A 12169-nucleotide genomic window follows, 5' to 3' on the forward strand; every position below is an offset into this window, starting at 1 on the left:
GCGGCGAAACCCAGGCCGGACAGGGGCCGCCCCGGGATCAGTGGGAGAGCAGGCAGCAGACGGTCGCGCGCGCCAGCAGATCATGGGTGACCCCGCCGAAGAACCACTCGCGCAGGCGGCTGTAGCCGTAGGCTCCGGTCACGATCAGATCGGCCCCGAAGGCTCCGGCGGCGCCCTCCAGGGTTTCGGCCACGGACCAGCCGGCGGGCGCCATGACCTGCGTCGTCGCCGGAACGTCGTGAAGCGCCAGGTAGGCGGCGACGTCCTCGATCTCCGCACGGTCGCCGGTCTCGGCCACCCGCACCACCCGGACGGCTTCCGCGCGCCGGAGCAGGGGCAGGGCATCCGAGAGCGCTCGGCGGGTCTGGAGCGTGTTCTTCCAGCCGACGACGATCCGGCGGGCGGCGAGGTGCTCGAGTCCCGGCGGGACAACCAGGACCGGGCGACCGAGGCCCATCAGCACGTCACCGACGGAGACCGCCATGCCGGGCGATACGCCCGTGTCCTCCGCCTGACGCCCGACCACGACGAGGTCGGCGGCGCGGGATTGCCGCTCGAGGAAGGCGATCGGCGCAGTGAGATCCGAACGCCATTCGATCCGGTCGTTCAGGCAGGACGTCTGCCGAAATACCCGCTCGGCCCCCGCGAGCCGGTCAAGGGCGGCCTGCCGGATCTCCTCGATCGCCATGCCGGCGGGCACGATGGTCTCCCCGAACCCCTGCGGGTATTCCGGCAGGCAGCCGGCGGCACCGATCAGGCGTGCGCCGAAGCGATGGGCGAGGTCCGCCGCCAGTCGGACCCGTGCGGCCGCGTGGCGCCCGTCATCGACCGCGACCATCAGACTGGCATAGGCACCGGCATGGGCGACACTTGCCTGGGCAGCACCTGCCTGGACAGCACCTGCATGGGCACCTGCGGGGAAACCTGAATCGGACATGGGACCCGCTCCTGGGCTCGACCACGAGAGGCCGGCATGGTGCGGCCGGCGGCGCCCTTCGGCCTTGATCTGTCTCAAGCGCGCCGGCGCCGACCCGCGCAGCGTTCCGGACCACCCCGAGCCGAACCGGAGCGCGAGGTCGAAGACCGTCCTCGGGAGCCTATGCGACGCCGGCGGCCCGATCGGGTGCCCCCGGAAGCGCGATCGCGTCATCGCACCCCCGGGCCGGGCATTGCGGCAGATCAAGGCATCCCGCCGGTTTCGGGCGCAATCGAAGGCTCTACGGATGGGACGGCGGCCCCTCCGTCGGGCGATGAGCGCGCGTCGCGTCATCGGGGAACGGAGGCGATCCGATGAGGATGTTCCTGGTCACCTTTCACAAGGTGGTCTGCAACGACACGGGCCACGAGCGGCGCACGCTGCAGCACCAGGCCCTCGTCCCGGCAGACTCGGCCCCTGCGGCCCTCAGCGCCGGGCAAGCCCTGTTCTGCGAGGCCAACGCCATCGTCGACTGGCGCCTACGTGCGGATGCCTGCGAAGCCACCGCTGTGCAGGAGGCCCGCGGCCGGGCGGGTTCGAGCGCGCGAGCGACGTCATGGTCGATGATCTGATGGATCCCCAGCATCCGCAGCGGTGCCCATGGGCGACCACCGGCCTCGGAATCGAAGGCCGGGACGGCATGCCTCCGGTTCTGCCCGCGGGTCTCGGGGCGGACCGGGACGTTCCCTGGGTGGCCCTCGCGAGCCATGCGGGCGCCGCGCGCGCGAGGCCGTCCGACGCGAGGCCAGACCGGTGAACGCCTTCACGCCGGCCCTGCTCCAGCCTGTCGAGCCCGACGATCCGGAGGGCCTGAGCGCCGCCGTCGGCCCCTCGAAGCCCCGCCTGCTCCGGGTGCTCGGGCCCGGCCTGATCACTGGCGCCTCCGACGACGACCCCAGCGGCATCGCCACCTACGGGCAGGCCGGGGCGCAGCTCGGCTACGGCCTGTGCTGGACCATGCTCTACAGCCTGCCCCTGATGGTCGCCGTGCAGATGGTCTCGGCGCGGATCGGGCGTACCACGGGCCACGGCATCGCCGGCGTCCTGCGCCAGCACTACCCGAACGGCCTGCTCCAGGGCGTGGTCCTGCTCCTGCTCGTCGCCAACATCCTGAATCTGGGCGCCGATCTGGGGGCCATGGCGGACGCCCTGAACCTGCTGCTGCCGGGTCCGCGCTGGCTCTACGTCGTCCTGTTCTCGGGGGCCTGCGTGCTCATGCAATTGGTGCTGCAATACACCCGCTACGTCGCCGTCCTGAAATGGCTGACCCTGAGCCTGTTCGCCTATCTCGGCGTGGTCGTCTTCGCCCATGTGTCCTGGGAGGAACTCGCCTGGGCGATGGCCGTGCCGCGCCTCGACGGCAGCGGGGCGAGCCTGACGACCCTGGTGGCGATCTTCGGCACCACGATCAGCCCGTACCTGTTCTTCTGGCAGGCGGCGGAGGAGGCCGAGGACCTGCACGCCTTTCCGCGGCGGCGCGACCTGCTGCACGCCCCCGGCCAGGGTCCGCGGGCCCTGCACCGGATCGAGGTCGACACCCTCGTGGGCATGGCCTTCTCCAACCTCGTCGCACTGGCGATCATGGTGACGACCGCCGCGGTGCTGCACCCGCACGGCGTCACCGACATCCAGACCTCGGCCCAGGCGGCCGAGGCCCTGCGCCCCCTGGCGGGCCCGTTCTCCGCCACGATCTTCGCCCTCGGGATCATCGGCACCGGGCTTCTGGCGGTGCCGGTCCTGGCCGGCTCGGCGGCCTACGCCGTCGGCGAGGCGCGTCGCTGGCCGGTGGGATTCGGCCGGCGCCTGCTGGAGGCCCGCGCCTTCTACGGCACGGTGGCCCTCGCCACCCTCGTCGGCATGATCATCAGCCTCGGCGCCGTCGATCCGATCCGCGCCCTGTACTGGAGCGCCGTCGTCAACGGGATCATCGCGGTGCCGATCATGGCGGTGATGATGCTGGCCGCGTCCCGCTGCGACGTCATGGGCGCCTTCGCGGTGCGGGGCCCGCTCCGGTGGCTCGGATGGCTGGCGACCGCCTGCATGCTGCTCGCGGTCGCCGCCATGCTGCTCACCGCGATCCCTCCGCTGCGCTCCGCCTGAGGGGAGGCCCCGAACGAGGAGACGCCACATCGGCCCGGCCCGAACCCCGACCTGTCACGACCCATCGCCGAACAGGAGATCCCCATGTCCTTTGCCAGCCTCATGGTCTCGGTCGACCTCGGTGACTCCGCCCGCGCCCGCATCCGCCTCGCCGGGCACCTCGCCGACGCGTTCGGCGCCCGCCTCATCGGGGTGGCGGCCGAGATGCCCGCCTACGCGGCGGCGCCCATCGGTCCGACCCTCGGGGGCGCCTACTGCCTCGCCTCCGCCGAGGAGGCCGTCCTCGACGACCTGCGGACCGCGCACGCGACCTTCGACGCGGAGAGCGCCGGACGGAGCCGCATCGAATGGCGCTCGAGCCTCGACATCCCGGTGGAGTTCCTGGCCCGCCAGGCGCCCGCCGCCGACCTGGCGATCGTCGGACGGGGCGAAGCCGGGGTCTCAAGGCTCGCCGTCGATCCGGGCGACGCGCTGTTGCGGCTCGGCATCCCGCTGCTGGTGGTTCCGCCGGGAATCGACCGGTGCGAGGCGCGGCGGGTGGCCGTGGCGTGGAAGTCCACGCGCGAGGCGCACCGGGCGGTCCGCGACGCTCTGCCCTTCCTCGCGCGCGCGTCCCACGTCTCGCTGCTGACCGTCCCGGACGGCGGCGCCGAGACCCGGGACATCGTCGGCCTGCTCGAGGCGCACGACGTCCCGGTCCATGCCGTCCGCCGGGAGGCCGACGGCGCCACCACCGCCGAAGCCCTCATCGACGCCGCCTGCGAGGATGCCGCCGACCTGATCGTGGCCGGCGGCTACGGTCACGGCCGCCTGAGCGAGTGGGTCTTCGGCGGGGTCACGCGCGACCTCCTCGCCGGTTGTCCGGTCTGCTGCCTGATGAGCCACTGACGGGGCCGTCCCGCGGGGCCGGATCAGTGGGCGAGGAGAACGGGCATCCGGGCGTTCGCGATGACGTGGCGGGTGACGCCGCCCAGCAGGAACTCCCGCACCCGGCTGTGGGTATAGGCGCCCAGCGCAAGCATGGAGGCGTCCCGGGCCTCGGCCTCCGCCAGGTTCACCGCGCCGACCGGGATCTCCGCCTGGGCCGGCAGGGTCGCGGTCTCCGCCACCGCGCCGTGCCAGCGCAGATAGCCGGCGAGGTCCGCCGCCTCGGACTCGGCGAAACGCTCGGTGCGGACGTGGAGGACGGTGACGCGCGTGGCCTCGCGCAGGAGGGTGATGGACTGGCCGATCAGGCGCGTCGCCTCCAGGCTGCCGTTCCACGCCACCACCACGTGGTACAGGGGATCGTAGGCCACCGGCTCCCCGATCATCAGGGTCGGCCGTCCGACGGAGAACAGGGCCGTGTCGAGGGCGCGCCCGGTGAAGGGCCGGGTCGGGTCGGGTCGGTCGACCACGACGAGGTCGTTGATCCGGCCGAGGCGCGTGAGGAGAGGCTCGACCTCGCCGGACAGCTCCGTCCAGGTCGCGAAGGTGGCGTCGAGGCGCTCGCCAGTCGGCATGTAGGCGACGCCGTGCCGGGTGCACCAGGCCCGCAGGGCCGCCTTCCCGTCCGCGGCGGACTCGCGCACGCCCTGCGCGATGGCCTCGATCGTCGTGTCGTCGACGGGCACAAGGCTCGCGAGACCGGCCAGGACGTGCTCCGGACCGGGGGCCAGGAAGGCGACGCCGATATGGGCGTGCAGGCGCCGGCCGAGGCGGAGCGCGGCGTCGAGGCGCGGCGTGGCATCGATGCCGGGCGCCGTCGGCACGAGGAGGCAGCGCAGGAACATGGGACGTCCTCCTCGTCAGCGCTCCAGGGACTTCAGGTAGGCGATCAGGGCCTCGGCTTCGTCCGGATCGAAGCGGAACTCGGGCATGCTCGGGTGACCCGTGCGGATGCCTTCCGTCAGGGCCTCGCCGAGATTCTCGACGGGGTAGCGGGTGTGGAGCTCGCGGAAGGGCGGTGCGACGCGGAGCGGGCTCGCGCCGGTGCGCCCGACCGCATGGCAGCGGGCGCATTGGGTGCGCGCGAGGGTGGTGCCCCGCTGCACCGCCCGGTCCCAGGCGGTGGCGGGGCCGCTGAGCGCGAGGACGGCCAGCACGAGGGTGGCTGTGGCGGTGGCTGTCCGGCGCATCAGTGGCTCATCAGGCAACAGAGCGCGGTCGCCTGCAGGATGTCGCGGGTGGCCCCGCCGAAGATCCATTCACGCACCCGCGTATGCCCGTAAGCGCCCATCACGATGAGGTCGGCGCCCTCGCGCCGCGCGAACTGGAGGAACACCTCCGCGGCCTCGGCGCCGGGGCTCGGAAGCAGATGGGTGGTGACGGCGGCCCCGTGCCCGGAGAGGTAAACGGCCACGTCCTCGGCGCCCTCCTCGTGGGCGCCCGGCCCCACCACCACGACCTGGACGGCCTCGGCCCTGCTGAGGAACGGCAGGGCGTCCTGCACCGCCCGGCGGGACTCCCGCGTGTCCTGCCAGGCCACCACGATCCGTTTCGCCGTCAGGCGCTCGATGCCCGGCGGCACGACGAGGACCGGGCGCCCGACCTCCATCAGGAGGGCGCCCGCCGAGACGCCCATCAGACCGGGATCGCCGTCGGCCGGCCCGTGGCGCCCCACCACGATCACGTCGGCGGCCCGCGCCTGCGCCACGAGATAGGCCGTGGGTTCGGCGAGCGCGGCCCGCCAGGCCGTGCGGATGCCGCGCTCGGCCTCGCGCAGGAACACAGCCCGGGCCTCGGCAAGCTCTTCCCGGGCATGCCGGTCCTCGATCTCGTAGATGCGCTCGGATTCGCGGACGTCGCTGACGGCGATGAGGGCGGGCACCTGTCGCGCCGCGACTCCGGTCAGGGTGGCGTCGAAGCGCTCGGCGAGCCGCGCGGACAGCTGGACCCGATCCGCGGCCGCCGCGCCGCGGTCCAGCGACACCATCACGTTCGAAATCTTCATCTCTGCCTCCCATGGGCTGGACGGACCGGATGGGACATCGTGGGCCGGGACCGCCGCCCGGTCCTTGATCCATCGCAAGGGCGTCGCATCGGGACCGGGACGGGACTGGGAGCCCTCCGCCCCGCGATTCCTAGGCGCGCAGGCGTTCGTCCAAGGGGACCGGACCGGGACCGAACCCGTCATCGGCCACCGACTGGACGACCCGGAGCAGGGCCTCGACGGTCATCGGGCGCTCCGTCGGCGCGTCCGGCTGCGGCTCTGCCGGTTCGGCTTTCCCGGGAGCCCGCGGCGCGCCGTGCCCTTGCCCATCGACGGTCGCACGCCGGCGCCGGGACAGCCTCGCCCGCAGCCAGCGCGGCAGGGGGCGGCCGGACCTGCCCCGCGCTCCCCAGAACGTCTGGTCGTCGAAAGCCATTCGGCGCCTCCCGTCAGCCTCGCGACGGGGCGCGCGAGGCGGCCTCGCCCCCGTCCCGGGCCGGTTGGCCCGAAGCTGTCACCAGGTCAGCCTCAGGCGGTCGTCGACTGCGCGGACCCCCGGTGCCGACCAGGCCGCGCGCTCGGCCAGCGCGCGCTCGCGCCAGAGACCGACGCATCCGTCCAGGATCAACATGTCGCCTTCCACCCGCACCGTGATGGTGTCGGGGTCCCGCGCCGTCCGCTTCAGGGCAGCGAGCACCTTGGCCTTGACGTCGGCCGAGCGCACGGGCGGCGTCACGGCGAGGAGGTTCAGCACCTCCCGGACACCGGCGAGCTTCGCGACGGCGGCCTGGGCGGCCGCCCTCTGATAGTAGAATGGGACGGAGCCATCGAGGGTGACGCGGCCATCCTCGACCTTCACCCCGATCGTCTGGTCCGGCACCTGGACGTTCCAGGCCAGGACCTTCACGACCCGTGCGGCGAGTTCCTCGTCGCCCGTCTTCTCGTTGGCCGGGTCGCGGACCGCGATCTCCTCGACGACGGCCCGGACCCCGCGGATCCGCTGGGTGATCCGCTCAGCCGCGATCTTCTCGGCATAGGTGCCGACATGACTCGAGAGCGTGACGATGCCGTCCCGGACCGCCACGCCGATACCGGCGGCATCGACCTTCGGATCGAAGTCCAGCTCCTCCAGCACGTGTCGACGCAGCGTCCTGTCGTCCATCGCCCGTCTCCCGTTCGGCATCACGCCGGGTTCAGAGGACCAGCCAGAGCAGGACCGGGGTGACGATCGCGGCGGCGATCGCGAGGCTCAGCGCCTGCAGGCTGCCGATGCTCCGGAAGCGGAAGATGTCCGAGACGATCGGGTCCATCGCCGACAGTCTCATACGCCGGAGATACGGCGCGCCCGTCTCATGCAAAGACCGGATGTACGTGGACCGCAAAACGATCGTCATCAAAGCCTCCCGCTGCTGTTTGCGGAGGTGATGATGACCCGGGATTCGCCGAGCACCTTGAGATGGATCAATGCGCAGCCGGTGCGGTGCATGGGGCGTCGCGTTCTTCGACCCGGAGATCGTGGTCGGGGTCCGCACAGGCACCCGCCTGGCGTAACGGAGGACCGTCGACGACGTCGCTGCATCCTTGCCAACCGCGCGACGGGCGTTCGGCCGGCATTGGTCCAGCTTGACGCGGGAGACCGGGCGATCGGCGTCAGGCCGCCGGCTCGAACCGACCGGATCCGAGGACATCCTCGGAATAGTCGCCGCAGCTGAGACCGAGCGCGACCGCCTCCGCGGGTTCGTGTGGATAGGCGCCAGCCGGTCCATCGCCCGCGCCCGCGCCGGCCTCGCACGGCGGCAGCCATCCCTGCAGGAGGCGGTCGGTCTCCCGCGCCCAGGCGAGGGGAAGGTCGAGCCAGAGCGTGCGCCAGAGAATCATCCAGGCATTCTCGGCGACGGCGATCTCGGCGATGGCGATCTCGGGGGGGACATCGCTGACGGGCGGCGCCGGGGAGAATGGGGTCATGTTCGCCCTCAAGGGGTCACGGGGTCGTCGTCGGATCGGTCCGGGCATCCGACTCGCATCAGCGCAGGGCGACGATGCGATCCTCGACGCTGCGGACGCCGGGAACCGACCAGGCCGCCCGCTCGGCGGCTTCGCGCTCGGCCCAGGCCGTGACGGCGCCCTCCAGGGTGACCTTGTCGCCCTCGACGCTGACCTTGATCGCGTCCGCCTCGAACAGGGCGATCCGCCGGAACGCCTCCAGGATGCGGTCCTTCACCGCCGCGGGCTGGATGTCGGGCCTCACGGCGAGGAGGTTCGTGACCCCGACGACGCCGGAGAGCTTGCGGACCGCCGCCTCGGCGGCCATCGCCTGGTACTACCAGGGCACCGCCCCGGTGAGCGTCACCCAGCCCTGCGCGACCTTCACCTGGATGCTGTCCCGCGGCAGGTGCACGGACCAGTCGATGATGGCGAGGGCCCGCGCCGCGATCTGGTCGTCCTCGATCTTCTTCGCTCCCGGGAGACGGACCAGGATCTCCTGGGCGATGGCCCGCACGCCCTTCACGCGCTTCGCCGCGCGCTCCGCCTCCACCTTCTCGGCATAGCTGCCGACATGGCCGGTGAGCGTCACCACGCCGTCCGAGACGGCGACGCCGATCTCGGCGGAGTCCAGGCTCGGATCGAAGTCGAGTTCGTCGAGCACGTCGCGGCGAAGGTCCTTGTCCGTCATGGCGTCTCTCCCGTCGGCTGTCCTGAAGCGGCCGGGCGAGAATGCGGCTGTGCGGACCGAGGTACCTTGATCCAGCGCAAGTCCGGTTCCTGTCCGCCTCAGCGCAGGACCCGGGGCGCCGGCGTTCCGTCCGCCGGGTCGGGCCGGTCCGAATCGCGCAGGCCGGCCCAGTGCTTCCACTCGGTCCAGGCCTGCTCGAGCGCCGCAACGGCCTCGTCCCGCGAGGTCACGGTCGCACCCCGCCGGAACGGGGCCGCCCCGATGTCGAGGTGCAGGCCCCAGGTCCATTGCGCGGCGGGCGGGGGATCGTCGCAGATGCAATCCACGCGACCGACGATCAGCGCCCCGCTCGTGATGACGTAGGTCTCGCGCGGGTGGTCTTCGAGGCGGGTGTAGATCAGCTTCGCCACGATGGGGTGTGCCTCTGTCCGAGTGTGCCGTCGCGCCGCGTCCGGCGCCCGCATCCTACCCGAGGGATCGCGCGTGCGAAGCGGGCCGATCCGCATCCGCATCGGCGGTGGGCGGCCGTGTCCGCCGGCCCGCAACGAAAAAGCCCCGGCGGCGCGACGGCCGTCCGGGGCTCGATCTTCAACCCGTCCGGGCTGGCTGTCAGAGGCGGGCGGTCTCGCGCCGGTTGAAGGCGAGGGCGCAGAGCGTCGCGACCGCACCGGAGAGGAGGTAGACTCCGACCCAGGACAGGCCGAAGCGGCTGGAAACGCTGAGCGCCACCAGGGGGGCGAAGCCCGCGCCGATCAGCCAGGCGAGATCGGAGGTGAGGGCGGCGCCGGTGTAGCGGAAGCGCGTGCCGAGATTGGCGGTCACCGAGCCCGAGGTCTGCCCGTAGGAGAGACCGAGCAGGCCGAAGCCGATCAGGACGTAGATGGTCTGGCCGAGCTCGCTGTCGCCGAAGATGATGGGCGCGGCGATGCTGGCCAGGGCGAACAGGCCGATCAGGCCGGCCGCCACGCCCACGAGGGTGCGCCGTCCGATGCGGTCGGCGAGCACGCCCGAGAGTACGATGGTGCCGGCGGCCAGGAACGCGCCCGAGCACTGCACCAGCAGGAACTCGCCCGCCGAGCGCTTCGTGAACAGGTGGATCCAGCTGATCGGGAACACGGTGACAAGGTGGAACAGGGCGAAGCTCGCCAGCGGCACCACGGCGCCGATGAGCACGAAGCGGCCGTGGCTGCGCAGGAGCTCCAGCACCGGGGTCGGCTCCAGCTCCTGCATCTGCAGCATCCGCGAGAATTCCTCGGTGGCCACGAGCCGCAGGCGGGCGAAGAGCGCCACGACGTTGATCGCGAAGGCCACGAAGAACGGGTAGCGCCAGCCCCAATCGAGGAAGTCGGCGTTGGAGACGTTGCCGAGGAAGAAGGCGAACAGGGCGCTCGCCAGCATGAAGCCCACCGGGGCGCCGAGCTGCGGAATCATCGCGTACCAGCCGCGCTGCTTCTCGGGAGCGTTCAGCGCGAGCAGGGAGGCGAGGCCGTCCCAGGCGCCGCCGAGGGCGAGCCCCTGGCCGAAGCGCAGGGCCGCCAGGATCCAGATCGAGAGGGCGCCGATCTGATGGTAGTTCGGCAGGAAGCCGATCGCCATCGTCGAGCCACCGAGCAGGAACAGCGCGATGGTCAGCTTCGCGGCCCGCCCGTGGCGCCGGTCGATCTCCATGAAGATCACCGAGCCGATGGGGCGGGCGATGAAGGCCAGGGCGAACAGCGCGAAGGCGTAGAGGGTGCCGGTCAGCGGATCGGCGAAGGGGAAGAACACGCCGGGGAAGATCAGCACCGAGGCGATGCCGTAGACGAAGAAGTCGAAATACTCCGCGGCGCGCCCGATCACGACGCCGATGGCGATCTCGCCCGGCGCGACGGTGTGATCGCTCGACGCCTCGTGCGCGTCGCGCTCCAGCGATGTGGTGGAGGGCACTGCATAGTCTGCGCTCATCGAGGAAACCGTGCTCGCTTCATGCGTTCGAGGCCGAATCGGGAGCAGCGCGTTGCGCGACGCCCGGGGGGATGGGACACCTGTACGCCTCGCCCTTTGTCTGCGTCAAAGCGCAGCGTGACGCGGCCCCGGGCAATCTGCGCGGTATCTTGGCGCAATCCATCTCGGTGTGGAGAAGGTCCATAGCGCGGTTTGTCTGTTCAGGGCTATGAGCCTAGCGCTGATCAGACGCGCTGGCCGCGACTTGTCAGATTGATGCAATGCAGCGAAGTGACATCCGACGATTCCCCCGTCGGCCAATCGCGGCCAACGGACGTCGCTCTTCCGAGATGGTGCCAAACGAGTCCATGCCGGTCAAAACGCTTCGTACGCTCGCGCTTCTCCCGCTGTTCGGCCTGCTCTCGGGCTGCAACATGGTCCTGATGCAGCCTTCCGGCGACATCGCGGCCCGCCAGCGCGACCTGATCCTGGCCTCCACCGGCCTGATGCTCCTCATCATCATCCCGGTCATCGCCTTCACGCTGCTGTTCGCGTGGCGCTACCGGGTCTCGAACACCAAGGCTGAGTACGATCCCGACTGGCACCACTCGACGCAGCTCGAGGTGCTGATCTGGTCGGCGCCGCTGGTCATCGTCATCGCCCTCGGGGCGCTGACCTGGATCAGCACCCACACCCTCGACCCCTACCGTCCCCTGAGCCGCCTCGACGCCGACCGGCCGCTCCCCGCGGGGGTCAAGCCGCTGACGGTCGAGGTCGTCGCACTCGATTGGAAATGGCTGTTCTTCTACCCAGATCAGGGCATCGCCACCGTCAACGAACTGGCGGCTCCGGTCGACCGGCCGATCTCGTTCAAGATCACCTCCGCCACCGTCATGAACTCGTTCTTCATCCCTGCACTCGCCGGGCAGATCTACGCCATGCCCGGCATGGAGACGAAGCTCCACGCGGTGATCAACAAGGCCGGCACCTACGAGGGGTTCTCGGCCAATTACAGCGGCTCCGGCTTCTCGCGGATGAACTTCAAGTTCCACGGCCTCGACCAGGCCGGATTCGACCAGTGGGTCGCCAAGGTGAAGGCCGAGGGCAAGCCCCTCGAGCGCCAGAGCTACCTCGCCTTGGAGAAGCCGAGCGAGCGCGAGCCCGTGCGCTACTTCTCCAGCGTCGAGAACGGCCTCTACGGCGCGGTCCTCAACATGTGCGCCGTGCCCGGCAAGATGTGCATGAACGAGATGATGCACATCGACGCCATGGGCGGGGCGGGCAAGGAGAGCCACGCCAACCGCGAGCGGCTGGAATACGACAACCGCTACGCCGAGCAGGGCGTCGAGGCACCGGGCGCCACGGTGGGCGGCTCGGGTCGCGAGTCGCACAGCCGGGAGCAGCCCGAGGGCATGAAGCCGAAGTCGATCGCCCCGGACGTCAAGCCCGGTTCGGCGCCGGAGCACTCGGGCCACGACCATTCCGGCCATGACCATTCGGGCCACGATCACGGCGGCCCGGCCGGCGACGGCAAGGACTCGAAGGGCTCGGACCCCGTGGCCCCCGGCCAACTCAATCGATAGCG

The 12169-nt window shown here is 71.2% G+C and carries 12 protein-coding genes and 1 pseudogene; 4 read left to right on the forward strand and 9 right to left on the reverse strand.

What is annotated here, in order from left to right:
- Positions 1 to 37: 37 nt before the first annotated feature.
- Positions 38 to 838: a universal stress protein gene (locus tag AC1MGR_RS07670; protein ID WP_480234204.1), complete on the reverse strand. Its 801-nt coding sequence runs from the start codon at positions 836 to 838 to the stop codon at positions 38 to 40.
- A gap of 452 nt (positions 839 to 1290) precedes the next feature.
- On the opposite strand from AC1MGR_RS07670, the gene AC1MGR_RS07675 reads away from it, so the two are divergent.
- From AC1MGR_RS07675 to AC1MGR_RS07685, 3 genes are all read left to right on the forward strand, one after another.
- A complete protein-coding gene (locus AC1MGR_RS07675) occupies positions 1291 to 1548 on the forward strand; it encodes a hypothetical protein (RefSeq protein WP_480234205.1) in 258 nt (85 codons plus the stop codon).
- A gap of 181 nt (positions 1549 to 1729) precedes the next feature.
- Complete coding sequence (locus tag AC1MGR_RS07680) at positions 1730 to 3076, forward strand: NRAMP family divalent metal transporter (protein WP_480234206.1); 1347 nt, start codon at positions 1730 to 1732, stop codon at positions 3074 to 3076.
- Between the two features lie 84 nt (positions 3077 to 3160).
- A complete protein-coding gene (locus AC1MGR_RS07685; protein ID WP_480234207.1) occupies positions 3161 to 3964 on the forward strand; it encodes a universal stress protein in 804 nt (267 codons plus the stop codon).
- 23 nt (positions 3965 to 3987) lie between these two features.
- Here the strand turns inward: AC1MGR_RS07685 and AC1MGR_RS07690 are convergent, their stop codons facing one another.
- The 8 genes and pseudogenes from AC1MGR_RS07690 to AC1MGR_RS07725 form a co-directional block, all read right to left on the reverse strand.
- Entirely contained in the window at positions 3988 to 4848 is an 861-nt protein-coding gene (locus AC1MGR_RS07690) for a universal stress protein (protein WP_480234208.1), read from the reverse strand.
- A gap of 15 nt (positions 4849 to 4863) precedes the next feature.
- Positions 4864 to 5193, reverse strand: a complete 330-nt coding sequence (locus tag AC1MGR_RS07695) for a c-type cytochrome (protein WP_480234209.1) — start codon at positions 5191 to 5193, stop codon at positions 4864 to 4866.
- Complete coding sequence (locus AC1MGR_RS07700; protein WP_480234210.1) at positions 5193 to 6008, reverse strand: universal stress protein; 816 nt, start codon at positions 6006 to 6008, stop codon at positions 5193 to 5195. Before AC1MGR_RS07700 ends, AC1MGR_RS07695 begins: the two co-directional genes overlap by 1 nt.
- 493 nt (positions 6009 to 6501) lie before the next feature.
- The gene (locus tag AC1MGR_RS07705; protein WP_480234211.1) at positions 6502 to 7149 is read right to left on the reverse strand and encodes a BON domain-containing protein; all 648 of its coding nucleotides are present in this window, start codon (positions 7147 to 7149) and stop codon (positions 6502 to 6504) included.
- Positions 7150 to 7637: 488 nt separating this feature from the next.
- On the reverse strand, positions 7638 to 7952 hold the full coding sequence (locus AC1MGR_RS07710; protein ID WP_480234212.1) for a hypothetical protein: 315 nt from the start codon (positions 7950 to 7952) through the stop codon (positions 7638 to 7640).
- A gap of 58 nt (positions 7953 to 8010) precedes the next feature.
- Positions 8011 to 8661: pseudogene (locus AC1MGR_RS07715) on the reverse strand (BON domain-containing protein).
- Between the two features lie 98 nt (positions 8662 to 8759).
- On the reverse strand, positions 8760 to 9071 hold the full coding sequence (locus AC1MGR_RS07720; protein ID WP_480234213.1) for a hypothetical protein: 312 nt from the start codon (positions 9069 to 9071) through the stop codon (positions 8760 to 8762).
- A 199-nt stretch (positions 9072 to 9270) separates the two neighbouring features.
- The gene (locus AC1MGR_RS07725) at positions 9271 to 10605 is read right to left on the reverse strand and encodes an MFS transporter (protein ID WP_108034491.1); all 1335 of its coding nucleotides are present in this window, start codon (positions 10603 to 10605) and stop codon (positions 9271 to 9273) included.
- Between the two features lie 347 nt (positions 10606 to 10952).
- Between AC1MGR_RS07725 and cyoA the strand changes: the two genes are divergently transcribed.
- Positions 10953 to 12167, forward strand: a complete 1215-nt coding sequence (gene cyoA, locus AC1MGR_RS07730; RefSeq protein ID WP_480234214.1) for a ubiquinol oxidase subunit II — start codon at positions 10953 to 10955, stop codon at positions 12165 to 12167.
- Positions 12168 to 12169: the final 2 nt, after the last annotated feature.

This window comes from Methylobacterium sp. BI1 (genome assembly GCF_056680125.1).

What these genes read in the sequence shown, in the direction of transcription:
- cyoA (WP_480234214.1), top strand. Translation starts at nt 10,953, where the DNA reads ATGCCGGTCAAAACGCTTCGTACGCTCGCGCTTCTCCCGCTGTTCGGC.
- AC1MGR_RS07710 (WP_480234212.1), bottom strand. Translation starts at nt 7,952, where the DNA reads ATGACCCCATTCTCCCCGGCGCCGCCCGTCAGCGATGTCCCCCCCGAG.
- AC1MGR_RS07675 (WP_480234205.1), top strand. Translation starts at nt 1,291, where the DNA reads ATGAGGATGTTCCTGGTCACCTTTCACAAGGTGGTCTGCAACGACACG.
- AC1MGR_RS07695 (WP_480234209.1), bottom strand. Translation starts at nt 5,193, where the DNA reads ATGCGCCGGACAGCCACCGCCACAGCCACCCTCGTGCTGGCCGTCCTC.
- AC1MGR_RS07705 (WP_480234211.1), bottom strand. Translation starts at nt 7,149, where the DNA reads ATGGACGACAGGACGCTGCGTCGACACGTGCTGGAGGAGCTGGACTTC.
- AC1MGR_RS07725 (WP_108034491.1), bottom strand. Translation starts at nt 10,605, where the DNA reads ATGAGCGCAGACTATGCAGTGCCCTCCACCACATCGCTGGAGCGCGAC.
- AC1MGR_RS07690 (WP_480234208.1), bottom strand. Translation starts at nt 4,848, where the DNA reads ATGTTCCTGCGCTGCCTCCTCGTGCCGACGGCGCCCGGCATCGATGCC.
- AC1MGR_RS07670 (WP_480234204.1), bottom strand. Translation starts at nt 838, where the DNA reads ATGGTCGCGGTCGATGACGGGCGCCACGCGGCCGCACGGGTCCGACTG.
- AC1MGR_RS07700 (WP_480234210.1), bottom strand. Translation starts at nt 6,008, where the DNA reads ATGAAGATTTCGAACGTGATGGTGTCGCTGGACCGCGGCGCGGCGGCC.
- AC1MGR_RS07685 (WP_480234207.1), top strand. Translation starts at nt 3,161, where the DNA reads ATGTCCTTTGCCAGCCTCATGGTCTCGGTCGACCTCGGTGACTCCGCC.